Below are 23,443 nucleotides of genomic sequence, written 5' to 3' on the forward strand. Positions count from 1 at the left end.
TTAGACAAATCAGCTTTCGCGTTTGACCACTTCGGGAATGAGGCCCGTGGGCGCAAAGCGGAGTGCAATGGTGATGACAAGACCGAGAACGAAGACGCGCATCTGGGCCGAACGCGCTTCGATCTCCGGAATCGCACCCCAGCCGAATTGCGTCGACCAGGTGCTGACGAAATCAAACACGGCCTTCGATAGTGGCTCGGAGACGACCCAGATCAACCAGAGCAACACGGCTCCGAAGAGCGCGCCCCAGTTGTTGCCGGCCCCGCCGACGATCACCATGACCCAGATGAGGAAAGTGTGATTGATCGGCTGGTAGCTTGAGGGGTCGAAAATCTGCACGAAACTGACCAGCATGGCGCCGCCGATGCCCATCAGCACCGAGCCAAAAACAAAAATTTCGAGCTGGCGGGCGGTGACGTTCTTGCCCATGGAGGTCGCGGCAATGTGGTTGTCGCGGATGGCGCGCATCATGCGGCCCCAGGGGCCGGCATAGGCGCGCGAGATCAGCCACAGCACAACGCCAAGCACGACCAAGGCAAGCAGCAGATAGCCTGCGCGCGCCGCGAGCAGCGAATTGGCGATATTCATACCGCCGGCCTGGAATTCCTGCGGCAACGGCGTCGGCCATGGGATCGGCGAGACGGTCAGCGTGCCGCGCGTCAGCCAGTCCATGTTCTTGATCAGCGCGCGGATGATTTCCGAAATGCCGATGGTGGCGATGGCAAGATAGTCGGTCCGAAGGCCCAGACAGATCTTGCCGACTACATAGGCGATACCGGCAGCAAGTACACCGCCGAAGACCCAGCCCAGGATCGGGTGGCCGCCAAGGCCGCCGACCCAGCCGCCACCGGCCGCGGATTCGATATAGGCCGCTGCCGGATCGAGCTGGCTGCGATAGAGCACATAGGCAACGAACCAGGCGAGGACGGTAAGAACCGCCTTCCACTTGCCGGTAATGCCGATACGGTCCGCCTTGCGCGCGGCAAGGACGATCAGCGCGCCGCCGGCAAAGGCGAGCAGTGCCTTGCCCAGCATGGCCGGACCTTCACCACCCCAAAAGACCGGATTGACCGGATAGGAAATGAAGGTGACGGCCGCGCCGCCGACCATGAGAAAGCCCATGATGCCGAAATTGAAGAGCCCGCCATATCCCCACTGGATATTGAGGCCGAGCGCGATCAGTGCATAGGCAGCAGCTTCGACGAGCCGCGACGAGGTAAAGGGCGCGCCCATCACCCAGCCCATGAGCAGAATGAGCACGAAAAGGCCGCCGAAAAGCGTCAGGGAACGCTGGATCATGACGAGGCTCCCTTGAAAATACCGGTGGGTCGTACAAGCAGCGTGACGACGAGAATGACGAAGGCGACGGTGAGCTTGTATTCGGTCGGCACCAAAGCCAGCGTCGGCGGCAACTGCATCCAGTCGGGCAGGATGGCATTGAGCGGCCGCAGCAGCATGGTCCAGTTGAACACCGCAAGCGTTTCAGCAAAGCCGATGAGCAGGCCGCCCGCGATGGCGCCATAGGCCTGCCCGAGGCCGCCGACGATCGCGGCGGCAAAGATCGGCAGGATGATGTTGAAGGCGAGGTCCGGCTTCAGCGTCACATCGAGCGCCAGCATGGTGCCGGCCATGCAGCCCAGCGCCCCGGCGATGATCCAGGTGACGCGCACGACGAGCGCGGTATTGATGCCCGAAACCTGAGCCAGATCGGCATTGTCAGCCATGGCACGCATGGCCTTGCCGAGCCGCGAGCGGGTCAGGAAGAAATGCAGCGCCAGGACGGACACGAAGGTGACGAGGATCATCAGCACCTGCGGCTCGGTGATCACCAGTGGCCTTGTCGAACCGATCCCGGTCAGGTCGAAGCGGAACACTTCCTTGGCTTCGGTTTCGAAGAAGGAATAGGAACCGGCGCCGAAGAAGAGGCGAATGAGGCCCTGGATCATCAGCGTCACGCCGATGGAGGCGATGAGCAGCGTCACGGGCTTGGCGCCGCGCTTGCGCAGTGGGGCATAAAAGCCCTTGTCGATGCCGAGCGCCAGAATGGCGGCCAGCACCATGGCGATGGGCAGGACGACAAAACCGGTCGGGATCGGTGTAACAATCCCCCAGGCGGCAAAGAGGCTGGCGAGCAGGAAGGCGATAAAGGCGCCGCCCGTCATCAATTCGGAATGGGCAAAGTGCGCAAAGCGCAAAATGCCAAAAATCAGCGTGATGCCGATGGCGCCGAGCGCATAGATGCAGCCCAGCACCAGACCGGAAATGATCACCTGATTGGTGAAGAAAACGAGTTCGGTCACGGCTCAGCCCCCGAGGAAAGACTTGGCGACTTCCGGGTCGGCGATCAGCTCCGCCCCGGTGCCGGTGAAGCGGTTCTGCCCGCTGGCAAGCACGAAACCCTTGGAGGCAAAGGCCAGGGCTTGGCGTGCGTTCTGCTCGACCATGAGAATGCCAACGCCTTCCTTGTTGACGCGCTGGATAGTCTCAAAGATTTCGATGACATAGCGCGGCGAAAGGCCAGCCGAAGGCTCGTCGAGCATTAAGAGCGTCGGCTTGCTCATCAGCGCACGGCCCATGGCCACCATCTGCCGCTGGCCGCCTGAAAGCTCGCCCGCCGGTTGCCGGCGCTTTTCGCGCAGCACCGGGAACATCTCGTAGACCCATTCCATGGTGCTGGAAAAATCGTCGGTGCGCGTAAAAGCGCCCATTTCGAGATTTTCCTCGACCGACATCGAGGTGAAGACGTTCTTTTCCTGCGGCACGAAGCTCAGCCCCTTGGGCACGAGCTTGTCGGGCAGGGAATTGGCGATGTTCTCGCCGCCGAAGTCGATCGTCCCGCCGGTGACCTTCAGGAGGCCAAAGATGGCCTTGAGCGTCGTCGATTTGCCGGCGCCGTTGGGGCCGACGATGACGCCGATATCCGATTTCTCGATGGCGATATTGACGCCATTGAGAATGGGCGCGCCGCCATAGCCACCCACCACGTGCTTGAGTTCAATAAGCGGCATCAGCGGGTCTCCCCAAAAAGTGGAAACCGGTTTTTGGACAAGGAGACCCGCATCAAGCAACTACCTCGGCAGGCGAGCCGAAATAGGCTTCGACGATTTGGGGATTGGCGCGGATTTCGGCCATCGGGCCCTCGGCGATCTTTTCGCCCTGCGCCATGACGATGACGGGATCGCAGAGCCGGCCGATCAGGTCCATGTCATGCTCGATGACGAAGAAGGTATAGCCAAGCTCACGATTCATGCGCTCGATATTGCCGGCCAGATCATTGAGAAGGCTCTTGTTGACGCCCGCGGCGACTTCGTCGAGCAGCACGACCTTGGCGTCGACCATCATGGTACGGCCGAGCTCAAGCAGCTTCTTCTGCCCGCCAGAGAGGTTGCCGGCCAATTCATTGCGCACATGGCCCAATTTCAAAAAGTCGATGACGTCGAGTGCCTTCTTGCGCACCTCGGTCTCGCGGCTCTTGACGAGGCCGGGCCGAAACCAGGTGGACACCAGATGCTCGCCCGGCTGATCGCCAGGGACCATCATCAGGTTCTCGAGCGCCGTCATCTGCGAAAATTCATGCGCGATCTGAAAGGTGCGCAGCATGCCGATGCGGAAAAGCTGATAGGGCTTCATACCAGTGACATCGGCGCCATCGAAGATGACCTGGCCGCTATCGGGCGTGATATTACCGGCGACCATGTTGAACAGGGTCGACTTGCCCGCGCCATTGGGGCCGATCAGCCCGGTGATCGATCCGCGACGGACCGAGAGCGAGCAATTGTTGACGGCCTTGAGGCCGCCAAATCTTTTAGAGACGTTGCGAACGTCTATAACCAAATCGGTGGTCACTAAGCGCCCCGAATTTCCTGAATGCCATGCCGCCCGGTTCAATCCAGGCAATTTTGGGGCATCTGCTCACAAGCAGGACTTATGGTCAACGCCGCTGCGCGGCCCCTGGGGACAAAAAGCCCGGGTGAAATCGATTTTTGATTGGATATCAGAGGCTCAGACCGCGGCCAGAACCGCATCGGCAGTCGAGCGATTATTGGCCAGCGGCACGTCGTAGAGTGTCGCGAGGCGCGTCAAGGCCTTCACATCGACATCGTGCGGCTGGGCCGAGAGCGGATCGATGAAGAAGATCAGCACATCGAGCCTGCCTTCGCAGATCATCGCCCCCAATTGCTGGTCCCCGCCCAGCGGCCCGCTTTTGAGCAATTGCACGGTGAGGCCCGTGGCGGCCATGACCCGGCTACCGGTCGTGCCCGTGCCCCAGAGCTCATGCTGCACGAGCTTGTGCCGATGCCGTTCGGCCCAGGCGCAAAGGTCATCCTTCTTGTCGTCGTGAGCCACGAGCCCGATGCGCGCCATGCAAGCCTCCATATGTCAGGCGTTTCAAGCACGGCTCAGGCAAATAGCGCAATGGCTTCCATGAGAAAGAGGCCGATCTCCTTGTCGGGCACGGCCTGGCCGGGAGCAAGGCGCAAAATGCGTCCCTTCTTTCCCGGCTCGCCCACCAGCAGACCATCGGGATCGGACAACAGGCTGCCGCGCTGGAAGAAGATCGAGACGCGCTCGGGCTGGGCCAGTACGGCGCAGACATAGCCCGCTTTGGCATGGCTGAAATTGACAGAGCGCCAGCCGGCCATGACCTTGCCCGAAAGCTGGGGATGGCCGGCGATGAGCGTGACAACCTCGCGGGTCAGCGCCCCTATCGCGGGCGGCATGGGTTGCAGGATGGTATCAAGGCCCTGCAGATCACCCATGCGAAACTCCCCAATGGCGAAGCGCCAGTGCCAAGTGGCGCCTCTCTGTCGGGCCCGGCAATGTCAGTCTGTGTCAGCAGACCTCAGAACTCGTCCCAATCCTGGGCCAGGGCCGCGTTGCCATGGCTCTTGGGCATTGGTTTTGCCATGGGCTTGGGCCGACGCACTGCCGAAACCGGGGCCGCCGCAAGACGCTGGTGGCCTTCGATGCGGAAGACGTCGACGATCTTGTCGAGTTCGCTCGCCTGAGCCTCCGTCTGCTCGATCGCGGCATTGGTTTCTTCCACCAGCGCCGCATTGTGCTGGGTCATCTCGTCCATCTGCCGGACGGCGACGGTGACTTCCTCAAGCGCGGCCGACTGCGAGCGGTTGGCCTGCGCGATCGTATCGATCAGGTCAGAGCTTTCCTGCGCGCCGGCAAGAATGTCGAGCAGCACTTCGGCAGCGCGGGCCACCAATTGCGTACCGCTGCGCACTTCGGCGGCCGATGTTTCGATCAGGGCTTTCACTTCCGAGGAGGCATTGGCGGCCGATTGCGCGAGACGCCGCACTTCCACGGCGACAACCGCAAAACCCTTGCCCGCCTCGCCGGCCCGCGCCGCTTCGACCGAAGCATTGAGCGCCAGGAGATTGGTCTGGAACGCGATATCGTCGATCATGCCGATGATATTGGAAATCTTGGCCGACGAGGTTTCGATGGCGCCCATTGCTCCATTGGCGGCCGTGATCGCCTCACCGCCGCTCGTCGCGCTCTCGGCCACACTGCGGGCCTTGTCGCTGGCCGTCGCCGCGCGCTTGGCATTCTCCACCACCGCCGTCGAAAGCTGCTCGATCGCAGCCGTGGTCTGCTCGATGGTCGCGGCCTGGCGGGTCGTACGATCTGCCAGGTCATTGGTGCCCGACAAAATTTCGCTGGTTGCCACCTTCATCTGGCGCGAGGTCTGCTGCAATTGCGCGACAATGGTGCTCAGGCGCTCGGCTACCGCATTGGTGTCGTGCTTGATCTGGTCGAATTCCGGATCGAGATCTGCGGTCACGCGCGTCGTCAGGTCGCCGCGCGCCACGTCCTGGAGCACCGCGCCGGCCGCCGAGACGGCCGCCTGGATCTTGGCCTTGGCCGCGTCGTCGGCCTTCCTGGTATCGTCATTGAGCTTTTCGAAATAGGCGGAAACGCCGATATCGATATCGAGCATGATGGCCTTGAGCACCGAGACCAGCGAACTGGTCAGCACCTCGACATCCTTCATGACGTCCTTGGGATCGCGCGGCACCGAGCGCCCGAAAGCGCCCTTGGTCGGGGCCAGGGCCGTGGTCATGTAATCGGTGATAATCCCGGTCACCAGCGTTTCGACGATGAGGCTATAGCCCCCGATATGCCAGCGCGGCTCAAGCCCGATCTGGGCGTGGCGCAGGCCGACGCGGGTGCTTGCTTCGAAATAATTGGCATCGAGTTGGCCCGAAGCAATGGCGCTCCAATGGCCGACCTGCTTGCCCTGGGCACGGGCCATCTGCGGCTTGCCATCGAAGAAGCGCGAAACGGCCGGAACCTTGGCGATATGGCCATAAAAGCGTTCAAGCGCCGGCACGAGATGGGCTTCGATCAGGGGGCGGATGCGCGGCAGGCGGGCCCGGGCCTCTTCATCGAGTTGAACGAAATCCAGCCGCGACTGCAGCAGCTCGTGAGAAGATTTAGACATGACCGGCCTTTAGACTAGCAAAAGAGTGCTTAGTTTTAACCGCGGGCAAGTTCCCAATCTTGATCACGATCAACTCGACAAACTTATGGTGGTCTTGGTAAATTTCCGGTTTATCGGTCCAGGAACTGCCTACATAAAGGGCAGTCCGGGCTAGGCCGCCGAGCGCTCCTGCCGCGCGCTCCTTTGCTCCTGGCGGAAGACGTCGACAATGCCGTCGAGCTTGGCGGCCTGGGCCTCGGTCTGCTCGATGGCGGCATTGGTTTGCTCCACCAGCGCCGCATTGTGCTGGGTCATCTCGTCCATTTGCCGAACGGCCGTCGCGACCTCGTTGAGCGCCCCCGATTGTTCGCGGCTGGCCCTGGCCATATCCCCGATCAGCCCAAAACTGTCCTCGGCCCCGCGCAGGATATCGTCGAGTTTTCGCGCCGCCTGCTCGACGAGCTGGGCGCCGGTCCGCACTTCGCCGGCGCTGGTTTCAATGAGTGCCTTGACGTCGGCCGAGGCCTGTGCCGCCGATTGGGCAAGGCGGCGCACTTCCACGGCCACCACGGCAAAGCCCTTGCCCGCATCGCCCGCCCGAGCCGCCTCGACAGAGGCATTGAGGGCCAGGAGATTGGTCTGGAAGGCGATATCGTCGATCAGCCCGATAATGTTGGAAATCTTGCCCGAGGAAGCCTCGATGGCCGCCATGGCCTCGGTCGCTTCCCCCATCACCGCGCCGCCCTTGGTCGCGTCTTCGGCAAGATTCTTTGCCTTTTCGCTGGCCGCCGCCGCGCGCTTGGCATTTTCCGAAACGGTCCCGGCCAGTTGTTCGACCGCGGCCGAAGTTTCCTCGATCGTCGCCGCCTGCCGTGTCGTGCGCTGCGAGAGATCATTGGCGCCGGCCAGGATTTCGGCAGTCGCGGTTTTCAGCGAGCCCGATGTGGTGCGCAAACCGCCGACAATGGTTTCGAGCTGGCTCAGCGATTGGTTGAATGCCTGCCGGAGTTGCTCATATTGGCCGATAAAGCTGGTATCGATCCGTCCGCCGAGATCGCCATGAGACATGCGCGCCAGGCTCTGGGTCAAAAGCGCGATAATGCCTTCGGCCCGCTTGCGTTCGGAAATGTCGGTGGCGAACTTGACCACCTTCACCACCTTGCCGGCGGCGTCGAAGATCGGGTTGTAGCTGGCCTGGATCCAGACTTCCCGCCCCCCCTTGCCGAAGCGCTGGAACTCGGCCGAGATATATTCGCCTGCTCCAAGCCTTTGCCAGAAAGACCTGTAGTCGGCGCTGGCGGCAAAGTCCTTGTCGCAGAACATCGAGTGGTGCCGCCCGACGATTTCTTCGAGGCGATAGCCAAGGGTCGCGAGGAAATTCTGGTTGGCCTCGATAACCGTGCCATCGAGCTTGAAAGCGATGACGGCCTGGACGCGGGAGATCGCTGCCACCTGCGCCGCATGGTCGGCGGCAACGCCCACCTGCTCGGTAATGTCGGTGGCGAACTTGATGACTTTTATCGGCTTGCCGGACTTGTCCATGACCGGATTGTAGCTGGCCTGGATCCAGATTTCCCGCCCGCCCTTGGCGAGCCGCCGATAGGCACCCGACTGAAACGAACCGCGCCGCAGCTCGGCCCAGAAATTCCTGTATTCTTCGCTCCCCGCAAAAGCGGGATCGCAGAACATCGAATGATGCTTGCCGGCGATCTCCTCAAGGCGATAGCCCGTCGCGCCAAGGAAATTCTCATTGGCTGTGATGATCTTGCCTTCGAGGGTGAATTCGATGACTGCTTGGCTGCGCGAAATAGCCGCGCACTTGGCCTCAAGATCTCGTGTTGAGGCACTCTGTCCAAAGCCCAGAGCTCGCATGATTTTGGCCTTTTCTCCGGGGCAACAGCCGCCTATCGCCCTCTCCATGAGGCTGCTCCCAGAGGGTTAACAAAACCCTGCTCAGCAAATAGAATGTTTTTCGTATTTCGGCAGGCAATATGTAAAAAGACATATCCGGAATTAATATGACAATTTCGATCAATACTTGCCGCAACAGTGCTTTCAGCAAAACTGCGTATTCACGACTGCATCGACCATTAGCAAGTCGGGAGCGATGCTGAACGCGTCCTCTATTAAGGTACAGTCCCAGAAAATGAGAAGGGGCGCCATTTCGGTGCCCCTTTGCTTTGAAAATTCTACGGATAGAAGCTTCAGCTTGGTGCTGCTATTGCGTGAGGTTCTGCTCAGAACTCATCCCAATCTGCCGAGATGGCAGCATTGCCCTGGCTGAGATAGGCGCTGGCGGCCTTCTGGGTGCTCGCGGGCCGCGGAGCGGGACGGGCAGGTTTTGACACTACCGGCTGCGGCGCAGCAGAGCGATCGTCTGTGTGGAACACCGCCACGATCCGGTCGAGTTCGCTGGCCTGGGCTTCGGTCTGCTCGATGGCGGCATTGGTTTGTTCCACCAGCGCCGCATTGTGCTGGGTCATCTCGTCCATCTGCCGCACGGCGACGGTGACTTCCTCGATTGCTGCAGCCTGTTCGCGACTGTCGCGCGCCATGCCTTCCATCAGCGCCGAATTGGAGCGCGCCGCCTCGAGCATGGCGGCGAGCTTTGCCGCCGCTTCTGCCACGAGCTTGGTGCCCGCACCCACTTCACCCGAAGAGGCTTCGATCAGCGCCTTGACGTCCGAGGATGCCTGCGCCGCCGATTGGGCGAGGCGCCGCACTTCCACGGCCACCACGGCAAAGCCCTTGCCGGCATCGCCCGCCCGCGCTGCTTCCACCGAAGCGTTGAGGGCAAGGAGGTTGGTCTGGAAGGCGATATCGTCGATCAGCCCGATAATGTTGGAAATCTTGCCCGACGAGGTGGAAATCTGCTCCATCGCCTTGGTGGCGCGGGTCATCACTTCCCCGCCCTCTTCGGCCGTACGGCTCACCAATTGCGCATCGGCATTGGCATCGCGCGCCCGGTCGGCATTCTGCAAGACGGTATGGGCGAGCTGCTCCATCGCCGCCGAGGTCTCTTCGATTGTCGCCGCCTGCTTGGTGGTGCGTTCGCTGAGATCATTGGCGCCGGAAAGAATTTCCCCGGTTGCCGTCTTGATCGAGCGCGAGGTCTGCTTGAGCTGGCCGACCACATCGCTCAGCGTCTCGGCCACGGCATTGGCGTCGTTCTTCAACTTGGCGAAGGCGCCGCTGAAATTGCCCTGCATGCGGACGGTGAGGTCGGTCTGGGCCAGCGCGCCGAGCACGATGCCGGTTTCCGACACGCCGCTATCGACCGTCTCGACCAGCGAATTGACGCTGCGTGCGAGGCTATTGAGTTCGGCATCGGGGAATTCGGCATGCACGCGCTTGGTGAAATCACCGGCAATGGCGGCATCCACCACTTCGCCAAAGGCGGCCTGCAGGTCGGTCATCATGGCACGACGCTGCTGCTCGTCCGCCACGATGCGCGCGGCTTCCGCCTCGGTCATCTGGCTGATCTTGAGCCCGTTTTCGCGGAACACTTCCACGGCCCGCGCCATATTGCCGATTTCGTCCTTGCCCTGCTGATAGGGCACGTCGAGGTCGTACTTGCCCTGCGCCAGTTCGCGCATGATGGCCGTCATCTTCTGGATCGGGCCCGAAATGAAGCCAGCGCCGAACCAGACCAGACCGAGCGCAACCAGCGCCAGGATCGCCGCGGCGCCGATAGCCAGATTGCGGGTATTGTCCACGCCGGCATAGATCGTTCCCAGCGGCACCTGCATGATCATGGTCCACTGCTCGGGCACGCCCGGGAACTGCATCTGCGTGGTCACGGCAAACTGTTGTACCCCTGCGGCATCCACATAGGCCATGCCCTGTTCCATGCGCGCCGTATCCTTGAGCGCCGCGGCAACGTCGGGGGCAACAGGTGTGCCGGCCAGGGTCGGATCGGGATTGACGATCCAGAGGCCATTATTGCTGATGAGCTGGACGGTGCCGACGTCAAAGGGCTTGAGCTGACCGATCACGCCGGCAATGGTGTCGAGCGTCAGGTCCGAGGTCAGGATGCCGATCGGCTTGTCGTCCTTGCGGACAACGACGCTGACGGTCGTCATCAGCACGGTCTTGCCACCCACCGTATAGCTATAGGGCGGCACCAGGGTGTTGCGGTTTTCCTTGATGGGCAGGTCATACCAGTCGCCGGTGCCGGCTTCGGGCGACATGTCGAGCTGCTCGACGATCAACTCGCCATTGGGCCGGGCAAAATAGGGCACGAAACGGCCGGTCGCGTCCGAATAGGCATGGCCGATGAATTCGGCGTCGCGTCCATCGGGCTGGTTCGGTTCGAAGGCCAGCGTCATGCCCATCAGTGTTGGCCGCGCTTCGATGGCCTGGGTGACGATGCGCCCAAGCTGGTCGCGATCGATCACCTCGCTTTGCATGGCGCCTTCGATGGCCGCACCCACGCCCTGGGTCATGTTGACGATGCCGCCGAGCTGGCCCGAGGCCATCTGCGAATAGGAGGCAACAAGCGCCCTGGCGCGCTCCTGCGCTTCAGTGCCCGCCGTCTGGTACATCAGGGCGATGCCGCCGGCGATGAGCCCGGCCATGCTGACCGCGAACAGAACCCCGGCGCCCGTTACCAGCTTGGCGCGAATGGAAAGATCGGAAAACTTCATTTCAACGCAATTGCCTCCACACCCTTCTGGGCGGAATTCCCTCGCACAGCCATTGCCGTCCCCCGGCTGAGCCAAGAGAAAGCACCAGTGAAGGGCCGTCTGGTGGCCGCCGAAGCGGACCATGATTTGCAATGTCTGCGTCCGACGCTAGCAATGCACGATTTGGGTTAAGTGCCGGTAAAGCATAGCGGCAAACGAAGACGGCGCCCGAGGGCGCCGCCATGCATGCTTGGGTCTCAGAGAGGAAAATCAGAACTCGTCCCAATCGGCCGCCAGCGCGGCATTGCCCCTCGATTTGAGAACGGGCGCTGCTGTACGCGCGGGAGAAGCAGGCTCGGCGCGGCTCTCGTCCACGGTAAAGATGTCGACGACCCGGTCGAGTTCGGCCGCCTGGCTTTCGGTCTGCTCGATAGCGGCATTGGTTTGTTCCACCAGCGCCGCATTGTGCTGGGTCATCTCGTCCATTACCCGCACCGAAGAGCCGACTTCGTCGATGGCCTGGGCCTGCTCCCGGCTCGCCTTGGCAATGGTCTGCATCACCTCGGCATTGCGCGCTACCGCATCGAGCATGCCTTCGAGCTTCTTGGCCGCGGTCGACACGAGGCGCGAGCCGCCGCTGACTTCCATGGCGCTCTTTTCGATCAGGTCCTTGACCTCGGACGAGGCCTGCGCCGCCGATTGCGCGAGGCGCCGCACTTCCACCGCGACCACGGCAAAGCCCTTGCCCGCTTCCCCCGCCCGCGCGGCTTCCACCGAAGCATTGAGCGCCAGCAGATTGGTCTGGAAGGCGATGTCGTCGATCATGCCGATGATGTTGGAGATTTTTGCCGAAGACTGGGTGATCCGTTCCATGGCTTCATTGGCCTCGCCCATCACCGCCCCGGTTGCCTCGGCCTCACGCGACACGCTTTCGGCATCGGCTCCAGCCTTGCCGGCCAGTTCCGCATTGCTGGCAACGGTTGAAGCCAACTGCTCCATGGCGGCCGAGGTTTCTTCGATCGTCGCCGCCTGCTTGGTGGTGCGTTCGCTGAGATCATTGGCGCCGGAGAGAATTTCCCCCGTGGCGGTCTTCAATGCTCGCGAGGTGACGCGCAATTGGCCGATGACATCGCAAAGCTTGTCGGCAACGCCATTGGTATCGCCGCTGAGCTTTGCGAAAGCCCCCTGGTAATTCCCCGCCATGCGATGCGTCAGGTCTGCCTCGGCGAGCCGCGACAGCACTTCCCCGGTTTCGCTGAGGCCGCGATCGACGGTTTCCACCAGCCGATTGACGCTGCCGGCAAGGCTGTTGAGTTCGGGATCGGCGAACTGGGCGTGAACCCGCTTGGAAAAGTCCCCGGCAATGGCGGCATCGACCACTTCGCCAAAGGCTGCTTGCAGGGCAACCATCATATCGGTGCGCTCGACGCGCCGCCGCTGCGAGGCGAGCCGCTCTTCCTCGGTCATCTCGGTCATCTTGAGGCCATTGACCCTGAAAACCTCGACCGACTTGGCCATGGCGCCAACTTCATTGTTGCGCGCCACATAGGGCACGACGGCGTCGTAGTCGCCGCCCGAAATGGTCTCCATGACCTTGGCCAGCCGCGGCACCGGGGCCAGCAGCAGCCGCGCCACGAAAAATCCGGCGACGCCGAGCACGACCAGCACGCCGCTGCCAACCGCCAGGAGCAATTGCAGCAATTGCTGGATCGTGCCGTCGACCCGGGCCCGGTCGACCCCGACATAGAGTATGCCCAGCGTCTTGCCGCCCTGATCGACGATCGGCTGATAGGCGGTGTAATAGGGCCGCCCGACGATCATGGCTTCGCCGAAATAGGCCTTGCCGGCCATGACCGAGTCATAGGCCGGGCTGGTCTTGCCCAGCACGGTGCCCAGAATCCGTTCGCCCTTTTCATCGACGATCGTCGTCGTCATGCGCACGAAATCCTGCTGAGCCTCGTCCCAGCCGAAAATCGTCGCGGATTCTCCCGTCAGCCGCACGATCGAGTCGACAATGTCATGATTGAGAAACTGGCGCGGCATGGCCCAGGCGACCATGCCGTCGAGGTCCCCATTCTCACCCCACTTGGCCTCGGAGCCCGGCAGGTTGCCCGAAAGGATCGTTGCCGCCGTCTTGAGATTGGCATGCTGTTGTTCGATCGCCTGCGCACGAAGAGCCGTACCGAGGCTGGAATAAACAGCAAATGTCACGGCGCTGATGGATAGAATAATGGTCACGACGACCAGACAAACGATGGCAGAGGTAACTTTGACGTCGGCAACAAAGGCCGAAATTCGGCTGAACATGAAATACCCCCTCAGGCGCTCGATTAAGACGAGTTTTTGCACTATCGGGGAATGTTAGCATTCGGCCATTAACCGAATATTATTGCTGATCTTCAGACGAAAATCCCGATCGACACGAGGCCGATCGGGATCAATATTGTTTGCAAACGACTGTTATTACTTAAAATTCATCCCAGTCTGCCGCGAGGGCCGCATTGCCGGCGCTCCGTAGAGCAGGCGTCCCGCCGCGTGGCGAAGCCGCGACATGCTTCTTCTCGGACGGGCGAACACTTCCAGCGCTACGGTCGTCGAGCCGAAAAATGTCCACGATCCGATCGAGTTCGCTCGCCTGGGCCTCGGTCTGCTCGATGGCGGCATTGGTCTCTTCCACCAGCGCTGCATTGTGCTGGGTCATTTCGTCCATCTGGCGCACGGCGGTCGAAATCTCCTCGATGGCGCCGGCCTGATCGCGACTATCGCGGGCAATGGCTTCGAGCGAGACGGTATTATCGCGGATGGCCCCCAGCACCGAAGCGAGCTTGTTCGCGGCCTCCTCCACGAGCCGCGATCCCGAGGCCACTTCGCCCGCGCTTTGCTCGATCAGCACCTTCACCTCGGCCGAGGCCTGTGCCGCCGATTGCGCCAGGCGGCGCACTTCCACGGCCACGACCGCAAAACCCTTGCCGGCATCGCCCGCCCGCGCCGCTTCCACCGAGGCATTGAGGGCCAGAAGATTGGTCTGGAAGGCGATATCGTCGATCATGCCGATGATGTTGGAAATCTTGGCCGAAGACTGGGTGATCCGCTCCATGGCGACGGTCGCATCCTGCATGGCGAGACCGCCATGCTCCGCCGTCTCCGTCACCTGCGCTGCATTGGCGCTGGCGTCACGGGCGCGCGCAGCATTGCCCATGACGGTCGATGCCAACTGTTCCATGGCCGCCGAGGTTTCCTCGATGGTCGCCGCCTGCCGGGTCGTGCGCTCCGAAAGGTCATTGGCGCCGGACAGGATTTCGCCGGTCGCCGCCTTCAGCGCTCCGGAGGTGGAGCGGAACTGGGTGACGATATCGGTCAGCTTCTCGGCCACGGCATTGATGTCGGTCTTGAGTTTGGCAAAGGCCCCGCGATGCTCGCCCCGCATGCGCTGGGTCAGGTCGGTATTGGCGAGGGAATTGAGCACGTTACCGGTCTCGCCAAGCCCGCGATCGACGCTTCCCACCAGCGTATTGACCGAATTGGCAAGGCCGTTGAGTTCGGCATCCGGAAATTGCTCCGGCACGCGCCGCGAGAAGTCGCCATCGATGGCGGCATCGACCACGTCGCCAAAGGCGCGCTGCAATTCGATCATCATGGCCTGACGCGCTTCGGAATCGCGGATGATGCGCGCCGCCTCCGCCTCGGTCATCTGCGCAACTTTCAGTCCGCTCTCGCGAAACACTTCCACGGCCCGCGCCATGGCGCCGATCTCGTTGCCGCGCTGCACATAGGGCACATGGGTTTCGAACCGTCCCTCGGCAATGGCCCCCATGGCCGCCGCAATGCGCGGCAGCGGACGGGTGATGATGAGACTCAGGAGATAGCCGAGAATGCCGAGCACCAGCGTCGTCACGACGGCAATGGTCAGCATGAGCACCATCATGCCCTGCACCGACTGCTCGATGGCTTCCAGTGTTTCCCCGACCAGGATAGCGCCGGCCACCGCGCCATCTTCGCGCACCACCGGATGATAGGCGGCATAATAGGTCTTGCCGCCGATCGTCTCCTCACCGAGCCACGAGCGGCCTTCCTTCATGGCCGTCATGACCGCGCCTTGCGGGTCCATGATCCCACCCTTGAGGCTGGTGCCGGCCTCATCCACAAGCGTCGTCGTGTTGATCACCAGATCCTTGGTGTCCTTGTCGGCAATGTAGATCGCCGTCTCGCCGCCGGTAACGCGCGAGATGCCGTCGACCAGTTCGGTATCGAAGAAGGGCAGCAGCGCCCAGAGCGTCACCTGGCCCAGCGCCCCGTCGTCGCCCCAATTGACCACAGTTCCGCCGGCCTTGTTGGTCGCCGCGGCGAAGATGGTTGCGGCAGTGCGCAAATTGGCTTCCTGGCGGTCGCGCCCCTGCTGCATCATCGTGCTGGAGAAGTTGAGGTAGATGCCGATCGCAACCACGCTAATCGAAACGACAATGGCGGCGGTCACCAAAGTCGCAATAATAAATCTCAGGCTTAGGCGCCCGAAAAAGGCGGATACAGACCGTGCCATTCTTGTCCCTCGGATGAGCAGCGTGGCGCGAATCTTAGAGGCGTCAAATTTAATCAAGTATTACAATGATTTAGATCGTCGTCATTTTCATTTTTTCGCCATGGCGCTGAAAATGCGGCCGATGAAATCGACACCTGGCACGAGCTTTTTCAGTAGAGGCTCCTCAAACGAAAATAGGGAAGGCTCGTTGCCGAGCCTTCCCTATATCGAGCGACGTTTCAGGATGCGTTTTACCTAGAACTCGCTCCAGTCGTCGGCCTTCACCGCGGCATTGCCGTGATTGAGATAGGCCTTGGCAACCGACTTGAGCTTGTTCTGCAGGCCGCGTGCGCCCTGCGGCTGCGACTCGGCGGGACGGGCGGCCGAAGCCACCTTCCTTCCGTCCGTTGCGAAGATATCGACGATCCCGTCGAGCTTGGTGGCCTGTGCCTCCGTCTGCTCGATGGCGGCGTTCATCTCTTCGACCAGCGCCGCATTGTGCTGGGTCATTTCGTCCATCTGCCGCACGGCCGCATTGACCTCCTCGATAGAGGACGCCTGTTCGCGGCTTTCGCGAGCAATGCCATTCATCAGGTCATTGGACGACCGCGCTGCTTGGAGCATGGCTGCAAGCTTGGAAGCTGCGTCGCTGACAAGGCGAGTACCGCCCTTCACTTCGCTGGCGCTTTGTTCGATGAGCTGCTTCACATCCGACGAGGCGCTGGCCGCAGACTGCGCGAGGCGCCGCACTTCCACGGCCACGACGGCAAAACCCTTGCCTGCCTCGCCGGCCCGCGCTGCCTCCACCGAAGCGTTGAGGGCAAGGAGGTTTGTCTGAAAGGCGATGTCGTCGATCATGCCGATAATGTTGGAGATCTTGGCCGAAGATGCCGTGATCTTTTCCATGGCCTCGGTCGCCTGCGCCATCACCTGCCCGCCGACTTCGGCAGAATTCGTCACGTCGCCCGCAGCCGCACTGGCTTCCTGTGCCCGCTGCGCATTCTGCAGCACGGTCGAAGCAAGCTGTTCCATCGCCGCGGAAGTCTCTTCGATCGTCGCCGCCTGCTTGGTCGTGCGTTCGCTGAGATCATTGGCCCCGGAAAGGATTTCTCCGGTAGCCGTCTTCAAGGTGCCCGAGGTTGTCCGCAATTCGCCAACCACGTCGGTCAGGCGATCGGCCACCGCATTGACGTCCGACTTGAGCCGCGCAAAGGCGCCCTGATAGTCCCCTTCCATGCGATGGGTCAGATCGGTATTGGCCAGCGCCGAAAGCACGACACCGGTCTCGCCGACACCGCGATCCACGGTTTCCACCAGCCCATTGACCGACCGCGCCAGCGTGTTGAGTTCGTCATCGGGGAAATCGGCTTCCACCCGGCGCGAGAAATCGCCTGCAATGGCCGCATCCACCACATGCCCGAACGAGCGCTGCAATTTCTGCATCATGGCGGCGCGATCCGCCTGGCCTCGAATGATTGATGCCGCTTCCGCCTCGGTCATTTCCGCCATGCGCAACCCGTTCTGACGGAACACCTCAACCGCCCGCGCCATGGCGCCGATTTCGTCGCCGCGATGACCGCCCGATACCTCGACGGCAAGATCGCCCTCGGCCAGCGTCTCCATCGTATGGGTCAGGCGAGAAATCGGCCGGCTGATCGAGCGGGCAAAGAAGAAGCCGAGCACTGCGGCGATAGCCAGCAGAACCCCGCCGACCAGCAGCGTCATGTTGCGCATGCTGACAACAGGCGCCAGCGCCTCGTCTTCGGGCTGCACCGCCGTCACCGCCCAGGTCACCCCGCCCACGCTGACGGGTTCGGCCCGCACTACCATGGGGGCACCGCGATAATCCGTGCTCATCCCCTCGCCGCTCTGGCCGGAGAAGGCGGCAGTCACGACGTCGGAGGTCAGCGTCGTGACGAGGACGTCGTCAGCCGCCGTCTTGGGGGATTCGCTGCGCAGGAGGCCATCCTGCCCGACCACCACGACTTCGCCGCTCTTGCCCATGCCCGAAAGCTCGGACACCCTGCTGCTCATGGCCGCGGGCGAAATCGCCAGCACCATGACGCCGGTATTTTCGTCCTTGTCGAAAACCGGCATGGCCATGAAACTTTGCGGCGTGCCGGCCGGTCCATAGACGGAGAAGTCGACAAAGGCGGCCGAACCATCCGGCAGATCCTTGGCTGCCGTGAAGGCCTGGCCCAGGCCGGAGGCAGCCAGAACCGGGTCGGTGACCACATTGCCGGCAAAATCGATATTCTTGGCGACCGAGTAGACGACGTCCCCGGTCGCGCTCACCAGCAGCACGTCGGAATAATCGCGCTCAAGTTTGAGCGTCCGGAAGCCGGGATGGAACCGCTTGTGCGGCGCGTCATAGGTCGCGCCCTTGCCATTGGCGCTGTCGAGCGCCGAACGATCGTCCTGGTTCGGGTTTTCGGTGACATAGGCGGTCTGCAATTGCAGCGCCGCGCGTTCCTTGAGCCCCATGCGCAATTCTTCGAGCGCACGCGTCAGGTTCTTCATCGCCGTGACCGTATCGGAGCGCTGCACGAAGAGCCGCAGATCCACCTCGGCGCTCGAAAAATACTCGCTCACCATGGTCGTCGCCGTATTGAGCGAAGCCTGCATGGACTGGTCGCGCTGTTCCTCAACCGTGCCAAGGCCAATAAAATAGCTGGCAATGCCGACACCGGCACTCACCACCAAAGCCGAGCCAACCAAAGCCAGTGGCAGTTTCTGCGCAATGCGCAGCTGCGGTATAAATCGCACCCTTGTTCCCCCCAAGCATGATCCGACCCAGCGGCTTTCAAGCCGGCCGCGTCCCAGCCAGCGCCAGGCGCTGCGGGTCGGCAAATCTCCTTCCGCAATCGTTACATATTTAGGTTTAACCACTTATTACGGCGTCAACGGACGTGAAAGCGGCCCGCAAAGCAAAGCGCCCGCAACCGGATGGTTGCGGGCGCTTCAGGAAATGGTTTCGTCGCTAGCCGATCAGGTCAGCGCGCCGATCACTGCCTCGATACGCTTCTTCATGGTCGAAACGTCGAACGGCTTGATGATGTAGTTGTTGACGCCAGCGGAGATGGCTTCCTTCACCTGTTCGGCGTCCGAACGGCCCGTCGCCATGATGAAGGGCATGGCCTGGGTGCGCGGATGCTTGCGGATCACCTTCAGAAGCGTCAGCCCGTCGATATCGTCCATGTTCCAGTCGGAAATGATGAGATCGACATTGGCGCCTTCGAGCTTGCCCAATGCATCGCGACCGGACTTGGCCTCGATGATGTCCTTGAAGCCGAGTTGGTTGAGAATGTATTTACAGATGCCACGCATGGACTGCTGGTCATCAACGATGAGAACGCTGACAGCACTGGCTTTGGGCATGGACTCTATCTACCTCTTACTCGCCGGCGCCTGAGCTCCGGTATTCAAGATCATCCTAAGCGGGAGAGGTTACAATTCTCTCAATCGCACAGGGTGCATTGCAGCCTTGCCGTTAAGCTGCCGAACGCAAACGAACGAGCGCATTGGCCAGTTTGGCCGCGACCTGCTCGAGCGGCGCCTGCTCGACCACCGCGCCTTCCTCGAAGGCAACGCGCGGCATGCCATAGACCAGAGCCGAAGCCTGGCTCTGCCCCACCGTATAGGCGCCGGCATCGCGCATGAGTTTCAGGCCTCGCGCCCCATCGCGTCCCATGCCGGTGAGAATGGCGCCGACCGCCATATGCCCCACCGCCTTGGCAACCGATTCGAACAGCACGTCGACGCTCGGACGATGGCCGCTGGTCAATTCGTCCTGGCTCAACCGGCATTTGAGCTGCCCCGAAGAGCGCTCGACGCGCAGGTGATAATCGCCGCGCGCCACATAGGCATGGCCGCGTTCGAGCACCATGCGGTCCTCGGCCTCGACCACTTTTATGGCGCAGAGTTCGTCGAGACGCGCCGCAAAGCGGCCGGTAAAGCCGGCCGGCATATGCTGGGCAATGACGATGGGCGGGCAATCCGCCGGCATATTGGTCAGAACAGCGCGAATGGCTTCGACGCCACCTGTGGATGCGCCGATGGCGATGAGAGCGCCGTCGGGCGCCGCCGCCGTCTTGACCGCGGCCTTGGGCGTCTCGATCCGGGTTGCGGCGCCCCGCACGTCGGTGCGCGCCGCATCGCGGATCTTGTCGCGCAGGCTCGCGCCAAAGGCATCGAGCCCGCCGGCAAATTCGGCGCTCGGCTTGGCCACGAAATCCACGGCGCCCAGTTCAAGCGCCAGCAGCGTTTCGCTCGCCCCCTTCTTGGTCAGGGTCGAGACCATGACCACAGGCATGGGCCGCAGGCGCATCAGCTTTTCGAGGAAATCGAGCCCGTTCATATTGGGCATTTCGATATCGAGCGTCACCACATCGGGATTGAGCTGCTTGATCTTCTCGCGCGCTTCGATGGGATCGGTTGCCGTGCCGACGACATTGATGTCGCCGTCGCGCGTCAGCATGCGGGTGAGCACCTCGCGAATGAGGGCCGAGTCGTCGACGACCAGAACCTTGATAGTCATGCTGCTTCTCGTTTGTTCATCCGCTTGGATTGATAGATGGTCTTGCCCACGAGGCGGAAACCTTCCCCGCCCGAGCCCAGGTTTTCCGAGTGGCCGATATAGAGGAAGCCTTCGGGAGCCAGGAGCTTGCCGAAGCGGCCGAACACGGCGCCTTGCGTCGGCTTGTCAAAATAGATCGCCACATTGCGACAGAAGATGGCGTCGAACGGCCCCTTCATCGGCCATTCGGCAATCAGGTTAAGCGGCTTGAACGAGACCAGTTCGCGCGCCGCCTGCGGCACCTGCACCGTGCCATCGCTGAGCTTCTGGAACGGCCGCGCCCGTTCGCCGCTAAGGCCCGAAAGTTCGTTTTCCGGATAGATGCCGCGCGCCGCCTTGGCGATCACGGCCGTATCGATATCCGTGGCGAGGATCTTGAAATCCCAGCGCTTGAGTTCGGGAAAGGCATTGAGCAGGTCCATGCCGATCGTATAGGGCTCCTGCCCCGTCGAGCACCCGGCCGACCAGATGCGCAGGCGCTGGCCGCGCGGTCGCTCGCTCATCAGCGCGCCGACATAGGTCTTGAGGTGATCGAAATGGTGATCTTCGCGATAAAAACGCGTGAGATTGGTCGTCAGCGCATTGACGAAGTCCTGCCCGTCGCTCGCCGACGCACCCTTTTCGAGATAGTCGACATAGTCGTCGAAGCTGGACAGATCGAGCGCCCGCACGATCTTGGAAAGGCGCGATACCACCAGGGTCCGCTTGGCGTCGCTAAGGGAAATGCCGGCGACCTTGTAGACGCGGCTTTTGATCCGCGAAAACTCGCGCTCGCTGAGGGAAATTTCTCCCTGTTCCATGAAACCTTCCCCGACTAACCAAGCCCTTGTCACGGAGCGGCAAGTTACCGTTCCGCGAGCATGGTCGCGATTGCCGCGCCATGCTGTTGAGCGAAAGTCATTCTGGCCGGTTCATTCCTTAGATTGCGTAAATTCTGCCCGGAATGCCGGGCAATATTTGCGCCATTGGCGCCTCAGAAAAGTTCGATGTCGTCGACCGGGGCCGGCACCACGACGCGGCGCTTGGCCAGCGCCAGTTCTTCCTTGGCGACATTGGCGCCGACATCACTGTCGAGGCGTTTTACGAAGGCGCGGCCCGAATGGGGCTTGAACAGCACGCGCCTCGCAAACATGCCGCCGAGGTCTTCGCTCGAAGCCATATAGCCTTCGTCGGCGAGGAACTGGCGCACGAATTCGATATTCTTGGCCCCGACATCGTCGAGGGCCGAATTGATCTTGCCGCCGCCGAACACCTTGATCTCGAGGTTGGACTTCTTGCCCGAGCCCTGCGAGAGCACCTTGTTGATCAACTGCTCCATGGCAAAGGCCCCGTAGCGGGCCGATGCGCCATACCGGTCCTTGGCCGAACCCGACTGTTCGGCGAGAAGGAAGTGGTTCATCCCGCCGACATTGGCGACACGATCCCTGACGCAGGCCGAGATGCACGAACCGAGCACGGTCGAGAACGTGACATCCTGAGCCGAAGAAACGTGGCAATCGCCCTGATGGACTGTAGTGACGATACCTCTGTCGAATTCAGGCGGCAGGGAGCTATTCTGGCCCATTTGTCTACGAATACCCGTCGAGTCCAATTGCTTCCGACCTTAGCTTTAACTCGTTAGCCAAACGCTAACCACGCCAAGCGGGGAGTCCCGATCTCGCCGCAACAGCAAGAAGCGGTTTAGAAATATTCGGATAATGTGGGCCGGTAGACCTGAGGTTATGCGTATGTCATTGCAGAAGCTGGCAAGAGAGCTCGACGAGACGGCCCGTCAGTCCGCCGCAATGCTGGAAGGGATCACCGAAGCCCTCGAACTCCTGACGGATTCGACGGCCGGCAAGGACGCATCCGTGCGCCAGGGCATGATGATGATCATCACCGCCCTCCAGGGCCAGGACCGCATCGAGCAGCGCTGCCGCAACATGGCCCTCGCCGCCCGCCAGTTCTCCCTCCTGCCCCCGACGGCGCCCGAAAGCGTCTACGACGAAATCTGGCAGAGCCTCACCCTCGACGAACTCCGCGTCCCCGCCCTTTCCGGCGTCGCGGCCAACCAGGCACACGGCGAGATCGAACTGTTCTAGTTCGACGGCTTCCCACTCCATTTCGTTCGATTTGCCTCAAGCCTGGCGGCGAAGCCCATAAGGCAAGCAGCGGAACGTCACCCCTCCTCGCCCCTGAGGCGAAGAGGGCATTGAGGCCAAGCCTCAGGCGAGCCTGGCGTCCAGCGTAACCTCGATGGCGCCCAGCGCCTTTGACACCGGACAATTGGCTTTCGCCTTTTCCGCCAGTTCCTGAAATGTGGCATTGTCGATGCCGGGTACGGTTCCGACCAGGGTCAACGCGCTGCCCGTAATGCCGGTGCCGGGAATGAGCGTGACTGCCGCCTCGACCTTGAGATTGGTAGCCGGGGTCCCATTCTCGGCAAGGAAATGTCCGAGCTGCATCGCAAAGCACCCCGAATGTGCTGCGGCAATCAGCTCTTCCGGATTGGTCCCCGACTTGCCGCTCTCATCAACAAACCGCCCCTTATAGGTATAGGGCAGCGCCGAGAATGCGCCACTCTGGACATCCAGGGTGCCCGTGCCTTCGACAAGTGTTCCTGTCCAGTTCGCAGTGGCCGTGCGCTTCATCGTGCTCTCCTCAGGTTGGATCCATGCACTTCATGGCAGCGCGGAGACTAGCAGTTGCGACCATGAAGCCCAAGCATCGACATGCGCCGGCAGTCTCCCCAAACAGAAAGGGCGCCTTGCGGCGCCCTTGTCAAACTCATGCTCGGCTGGCCTTAGCCGTCGAGCTTGGCGCCATTGACCACGGCGTGGAGGTCGATGAGACCCACCATGCGGCTGTCATGGGTGATGATGCCGTTGAGGAGTTCGGTGTCGATGGCATTGCCTTCGGGCACGTTGTGGATGTCTTCGCGGCTCACGGTCAGAATATCGGACACGGCGTCGACGAGGATCCCGACCCACTTGTCACCCACGCTCATCACCACCACGACGTGGTTCTTGGTGGGCGAGGTCTGGCCGTCGCCGAACCGGGCGCGCAGATCGAAGATCGGCACGATGGTGCCGCGCAGGTTGATCACGCCGCGCACGAAGTCGCGCGTGTTCGGCAGCGGGGTGGCACCATTCCAGGCGCGGATTTCGCGCACCGTGGTGATCTCAACGCCGTAAGTCTGCTCTCCGATGGAGAAGGCGATAAGTTGCAGGGTGTTCTGGCCAACGACGGCCGTTTTATCCCCATTGTCTTCGCGGAGGCTGAGCGCTTCCATTTTCCTGGCCTTTCTGCCG

At 61.7% G+C, this 23,443-nt stretch carries 20 protein-coding genes; 2 read left to right on the top strand and 18 right to left on the bottom strand.

The window, feature by feature from the left end; all coding sequences use genetic code 11:
* Window positions 1–9 precede the first annotated feature (9 nt).
* The 11 genes from JP75_RS17030 to JP75_RS17080 all read right to left on the bottom strand — a co-directional run bounded on the left by JP75_RS17030 (window position 10) and on the right by JP75_RS17080 (window position 15,535).
* Complete coding sequence (locus JP75_RS17030; RefSeq protein ID WP_035085406.1) at window positions 10–1,299, bottom strand: branched-chain amino acid ABC transporter permease; 1,290 nt, start codon at window positions 1,297–1,299, stop codon at window positions 10–12.
* Window positions 1,296–2,300 (bottom strand): branched-chain amino acid ABC transporter permease, encoded by a 1,005-nt coding sequence (locus JP75_RS17035; RefSeq protein ID WP_035085409.1) that lies wholly within the window; start codon window positions 2,298–2,300, stop codon window positions 1,296–1,298. The genes JP75_RS17030 and JP75_RS17035 overlap by 4 nt, the downstream gene beginning before the upstream one ends.
* Before the next feature lie 3 nt (window positions 2,301–2,303).
* Window positions 2,304–3,008, bottom strand: a complete 705-nt coding sequence (locus tag JP75_RS17040; RefSeq protein ID WP_035085411.1) for an ABC transporter ATP-binding protein — start codon at window positions 3,006–3,008, stop codon at window positions 2,304–2,306.
* Window positions 3,009–3,060: 52 nt separating this feature from the next.
* Window positions 3,061–3,846, bottom strand: coding sequence for an ABC transporter ATP-binding protein (locus tag JP75_RS17045; protein WP_035085413.1), 786 nt, complete (start codon window positions 3,844–3,846; stop codon window positions 3,061–3,063).
* A gap of 156 nt (window positions 3,847–4,002) precedes the next feature.
* Window positions 4,003–4,365 (bottom strand): methylglyoxal synthase, encoded by a 363-nt coding sequence (locus JP75_RS17050; RefSeq protein ID WP_051960832.1) that lies wholly within the window; start codon window positions 4,363–4,365, stop codon window positions 4,003–4,005.
* Window positions 4,366–4,400: 35 nt separating this feature from the next.
* Window positions 4,401–4,760, bottom strand: coding sequence for a DUF1801 domain-containing protein (locus JP75_RS17055; protein ID WP_035085415.1), 360 nt, complete (start codon window positions 4,758–4,760; stop codon window positions 4,401–4,403).
* An 83-nt stretch (window positions 4,761–4,843) separates the two neighbouring features.
* Entirely contained in the window at window positions 4,844–6,457 is a 1,614-nt protein-coding gene (locus JP75_RS17060; RefSeq protein WP_035085416.1) for a globin-coupled sensor protein, read from the bottom strand.
* Window positions 6,458–6,607: 150 nt separating this feature from the next.
* Window positions 6,608–8,308 carry a methyl-accepting chemotaxis protein gene (locus JP75_RS17065; RefSeq protein ID WP_051960833.1) on the bottom strand — a complete coding sequence of 567 codons (1,701 nt, stop codon included), beginning with the start codon at window positions 8,306–8,308 and terminating at the stop codon, window positions 6,608–6,610.
* A gap of 365 nt (window positions 8,309–8,673) precedes the next feature.
* Entirely contained in the window at window positions 8,674–11,082 is a 2,409-nt protein-coding gene (locus JP75_RS25450) for a methyl-accepting chemotaxis protein (protein WP_051960834.1), read from the bottom strand.
* 249 nt (window positions 11,083–11,331) lie between these two features.
* Entirely contained in the window at window positions 11,332–13,368 is a 2,037-nt protein-coding gene (locus tag JP75_RS25455; RefSeq protein WP_051960835.1) for a methyl-accepting chemotaxis protein, read from the bottom strand.
* Between the two features lie 160 nt (window positions 13,369–13,528).
* Window positions 13,529–15,535, bottom strand: a complete 2,007-nt coding sequence (locus JP75_RS17080; protein WP_051960836.1) for a methyl-accepting chemotaxis protein — start codon at window positions 15,533–15,535, stop codon at window positions 13,529–13,531.
* Here JP75_RS17080 and JP75_RS26815 point away from each other — a divergent pair.
* Complete coding sequence (locus JP75_RS26815; RefSeq protein ID WP_169745533.1) at window positions 15,522–15,836, top strand: hypothetical protein; 315 nt, start codon at window positions 15,522–15,524, stop codon at window positions 15,834–15,836. The genes JP75_RS17080 and JP75_RS26815 overlap by 14 nt on opposite strands.
* On the opposite strand, the gene JP75_RS27075 is transcribed toward JP75_RS26815, so the two are convergent.
* The 5 genes from JP75_RS27075 to JP75_RS17105 all read right to left on the bottom strand — a co-directional run bounded on the left by JP75_RS27075 (window position 15,833) and on the right by JP75_RS17105 (window position 21,717).
* The gene (locus JP75_RS27075) at window positions 15,833–18,343 is read right to left on the bottom strand and encodes a methyl-accepting chemotaxis protein (RefSeq protein WP_051960837.1); all 2,511 of its coding nucleotides are present in this window, start codon (window positions 18,341–18,343) and stop codon (window positions 15,833–15,835) included. The genes JP75_RS26815 and JP75_RS27075 overlap by 4 nt on opposite strands.
* 222 nt (window positions 18,344–18,565) lie before the next feature.
* Window positions 18,566–18,955, bottom strand: coding sequence for a response regulator (locus JP75_RS17090; RefSeq protein WP_035085417.1), 390 nt, complete (start codon window positions 18,953–18,955; stop codon window positions 18,566–18,568).
* A 112-nt stretch (window positions 18,956–19,067) separates the two neighbouring features.
* Window positions 19,068–20,114, bottom strand: a complete 1,047-nt coding sequence (locus JP75_RS17095; RefSeq protein ID WP_035085418.1) for a protein-glutamate methylesterase/protein-glutamine glutaminase — start codon at window positions 20,112–20,114, stop codon at window positions 19,068–19,070.
* Entirely contained in the window at window positions 20,111–20,953 is an 843-nt protein-coding gene (locus tag JP75_RS17100; protein ID WP_035085419.1) for a CheR family methyltransferase, read from the bottom strand. Before JP75_RS17100 ends, JP75_RS17095 begins: the two co-directional genes overlap by 4 nt.
* Before the next feature lie 173 nt (window positions 20,954–21,126).
* Window positions 21,127–21,717, bottom strand: coding sequence for a chemotaxis protein CheD (locus tag JP75_RS17105; protein ID WP_051960838.1), 591 nt, complete (start codon window positions 21,715–21,717; stop codon window positions 21,127–21,129).
* 163 nt (window positions 21,718–21,880) lie between these two features.
* Between JP75_RS17105 and JP75_RS17110 the strand changes: the two genes are divergently transcribed.
* The gene (locus JP75_RS17110) at window positions 21,881–22,234 is read left to right on the top strand and encodes a hypothetical protein (RefSeq protein WP_152565894.1); all 354 of its coding nucleotides are present in this window, start codon (window positions 21,881–21,883) and stop codon (window positions 22,232–22,234) included.
* A 123-nt stretch (window positions 22,235–22,357) separates the two neighbouring features.
* On the opposite strand, the gene JP75_RS17115 is transcribed toward JP75_RS17110, so the two are convergent.
* Both JP75_RS17115 and JP75_RS17120 read right to left on the bottom strand, forming a co-directional pair.
* Entirely contained in the window at window positions 22,358–22,783 is a 426-nt protein-coding gene (locus JP75_RS17115) for an OsmC family protein (RefSeq protein WP_035085421.1), read from the bottom strand.
* Window positions 22,784–22,935: 152 nt separating this feature from the next.
* A complete protein-coding gene (locus tag JP75_RS17120) occupies window positions 22,936–23,424 on the bottom strand; it encodes a chemotaxis protein CheW (RefSeq protein ID WP_035085422.1) in 489 nt (162 codons plus the stop codon).
* Window positions 23,425–23,443: the final 19 nt, after the last annotated feature.

This window comes from Devosia riboflavina, from assembly GCF_000743575.1.
GTDB classification, from domain to species: domain Bacteria; phylum Pseudomonadota; class Alphaproteobacteria; order Rhizobiales; family Devosiaceae; genus Devosia; species Devosia riboflavina.